General features: G+C 63.7%; 4 protein-coding genes. 2 read left to right on the top strand and 2 right to left on the bottom strand.

The annotated features are described in order from the left end of the window. Window positions 1–347: universal stress protein (locus ACIQ2E_RS14295; protein ID WP_398331996.1), on the top strand; the 347-nt coding region annotated here is incomplete at its 5' end. A 106-nt stretch (window positions 348–453) separates the two neighbouring features. Here the strand turns inward: ACIQ2E_RS14295 and psbM are convergent. Both psbM and ACIQ2E_RS14305 read right to left on the bottom strand, forming a co-directional pair. Beyond that, a complete protein-coding gene (gene psbM, locus ACIQ2E_RS14300) occupies window positions 454–558 on the bottom strand; it encodes a photosystem II reaction center protein PsbM (RefSeq protein ID WP_010311839.1) in 105 nt (34 codons plus the stop codon). 48 nt (window positions 559–606) lie between these two features. Then, complete coding sequence (locus tag ACIQ2E_RS14305; RefSeq protein ID WP_296364962.1) at window positions 607–1,089, bottom strand: 2Fe-2S iron-sulfur cluster-binding protein; 483 nt, start codon at window positions 1,087–1,089, stop codon at window positions 607–609. Window positions 1,090–1,379: 290 nt separating this feature from the next. Between ACIQ2E_RS14305 and psbB the strand changes: the two genes are divergently transcribed. Beyond that, window positions 1,380–2,874: photosystem II chlorophyll-binding protein CP47 (psbB, locus tag ACIQ2E_RS14310; RefSeq protein WP_398331999.1), on the top strand; the 1,495-nt coding region annotated here is incomplete at its 3' end.

Genomic DNA, 2,874 nt, shown 5'->3' on the forward strand with positions numbered 1-2,874 from the left:
GCGCCAGCCTCACCGGCATCCACATCAGCCGTCAGGACATCACCCCATCCCGCGGCGGCAAGTCCCCGGCGGATGAAGTGCTGGACAAAGCCGTGCAGCGCGCCCGTGGCTTCGGGGTGGAGATGAAGGCGATCCACCGCACCGGCGACATCGGCCGTGGCGTTTGTGCGGTGGCCGCCGATGAGAAGGCCGATCTGTTGGTGATCGCGTCGCAGGATCGCCGGCCTCTAGTGGCACGTGGCCTGGTGGATATCGACCGCCTGCTCGGCTCTTCGGTGAGCGACTACATCCGTGTGCATGCTCCGGCGCCAGTGCTGTTGGTGCGCGAGCCCGAAGGACGCCGCTGAGCCCTTCGGGCTCGCCGCCAACCCAGCCCAACAAAAATCCCCGGAGTGGCCAAGGGCCGCTTCGGGGATTCTGCGTTTGCTCAGAACTTGTTCAGCTGCCCGGTGATCAACCTTGGCGGCTGCTGGTCTGGATGTACAGAACCAGCAGGAACACGGTCGGAACCAGCACGAACATCAGACTGGCGACGAAGCCGAGATCGTTGGTTTCCATTGCAAAAGCCTTCAGCGCGAAGACGGTATCACCGCCGCAAGGCGCCCATCAGGGCTCTTCATCGCTCGTAGTGGTTTGCCCGGAGGGCTGGCCGTCGCTGGCGGCGTCAGCTGGATCTGTGTCGTCGTCTGTGGCTTCACTTTCCTGCACCGGCCAGGCTGTGGGGCCGGCCGGGAGTGGTTGGGCCGTGGCCTGGTTCACCTTCTGATCGAGATCCGCCAGTCCGGTCTGCGGCTTGGTGAGCACCACCACGGATTGATTCACCAGGGCCTGGCAGGCCAGGCGCCACGTTTGGGGCCGGCGGCGCAGCTTCTGCTCTTCAACACCGGTGCGGCCGCTGAGACTGCCGGGGCTGCTTTCGCCCACCACATCCACAAAACAGGTGATGCACTGGCCGCAACCGCCGCAGTTGCCGAGCTGACCCTTGAGGCCATAGAGCGCGATGCCTTCCCGCAGGGCCACCTCCCGCAGGTTTTCCCCCGGATAGCACTCCACGTCGCGTCCTTCGCGCACAAATCGAATCACGGGCATGGCAATCCCTCGGCAACCACCGCATTCTGAGCCTGAGGGTTGCGTTTTGTAACCGCCGCTCAGCGCTGGAGCCCCTGGCGGAGGGCTCTGCTCCGCTGGTGGCGGGCTCCATGGCATCACGGCACGTTTCAGCTGTGCGGCGATCGAATCAGTGAGCCACGCGAACCCCTTACCATCGCCAGCACGGATCAAGTGTCTGCTGGTTTCGGCTGGCTAAACCTGATCGTGTTGCCAACCGCCTACCGGTTTCCCGGAGCGGGCGGCTGATTGTTTCCCCGGACCTAACCCCCATGGGATTGCCCTGGTATCGGGTGCACACGGTCGTGATTAACGACCCGGGCCGTCTGTTGGCCGTGCACCTCATGCACACCGCTCTGGTAGCCGGCTGGGCCGGCTCCATGGCGCTCTACGAGCTGGCCATCTTCGATCCCTCCGACCCGGTGCTCAACCCGATGTGGCGCCAGGGCATGTTTGTGATGCCTTTCATGGCCCGTCTGGGTGTGACAGGCAGCTGGGGCGGCTGGAGCATCACCGGTGAAACCGGTGTTGATCCCGGCTTCTGGAGCTTCGAAGGTGTGGCAGCTGCTCACATCATTCTCAGCGGCCTGCTGTTCCTCGCTGCCATCTGGCACTGGACCTACTGGGATCTGGAGATCTGGCAGGACCCCCGCACCGGTGAGCCCGCCCTTGATCTCCCCAAGATCTTCGGGATCCACCTGCTGCTTGCTGGACTTGCTTGCTTCGGCTTCGGTGCCTTCCACCTCACCGGTGTGTTCGGCCCCGGGATGTGGGTGTCTGACCCCTACGGCATCACCGGCCACCTCGAGCCGGTGCAGCCCTCTTGGGGTCCAGAAGGATTCAACCCCTTCAACCCGGGCGGCATCGTTGCCCACCACATCGCCGCAGGCATCGTCGGCATCATCGCCGGCATCTTCCACATCACCACTCGTCCGCCGGAGCGCCTCTACAAGGCTCTGCGCATGGGCAACATCGAAACGGTGCTCTCCAGCGCCATCGCCGCCGTGTTCTTCGCTGCCTTTGTGGTGGCCGGAACCATGTGGTACGGCGCGGCTGCCACTCCGGTTGAGCTGTTCGGCCCCACCCGCTACCAGTGGGATCAGGGCTACTTCAAGACCGAGATCAACCGCCGTGTGCAGACCGCACTCGACAACGGCGCCACCAAGGAACAGGCCTTCGCCTCGATTCCTGAGAAGCTCGCCTTCTACGACTACGTGGGCAATAGCCCTGCCAAGGGTGGTCTGTTCCGCGTAGGTCCGATGGTGAATGGTGATGGCCTGCCCACCGGCTGGCTGGGTCACATCTCCTTCACCGACAAGGAAGGCCGCGATCTGGAAGTGCGCCGCTTGCCCAACTTCTTCGAGAACTTCCCTGTGGTTCTTGAAGACAGCCAGGGCATCGTTCGCGCCGACATTCCCTTCCGCCGCGCTGAGGCCAAGTACTCCTTCGAGCAGACCGGCGTGACCGCCACCGTTTACGGCGGCGCTCTCAATGGTCAGACCTTCACCGACCCCGCCGATGTGAAGCGTCTCGCCCGTAAGGCTCAGCTGGGTGAAGCGTTCGAATTCGATCGCGAGACCTACCACTCCGACGGCACCTTCCGCAGCTCACCCCGCGGCTGGTTCACCTTCGGCCACGCCTGCTTCGCTCTCCTCTTCTTCTTCGGCCACATCTGGCACGGTGCTCGCACCCTCTACCGCGATGTGTTCGCCGGTATCGATCCCGATCTCGGCGAACAGGTGGAGTTTGGTCTGTTCCAGAAACTAG

Origin of the sequence: Vulcanococcus sp. (assembly GCF_044369115.1) — a bacterium.
Classification (GTDB): domain Bacteria; phylum Cyanobacteriota; class Cyanobacteriia; order PCC-6307; family Cyanobiaceae; genus Vulcanococcus.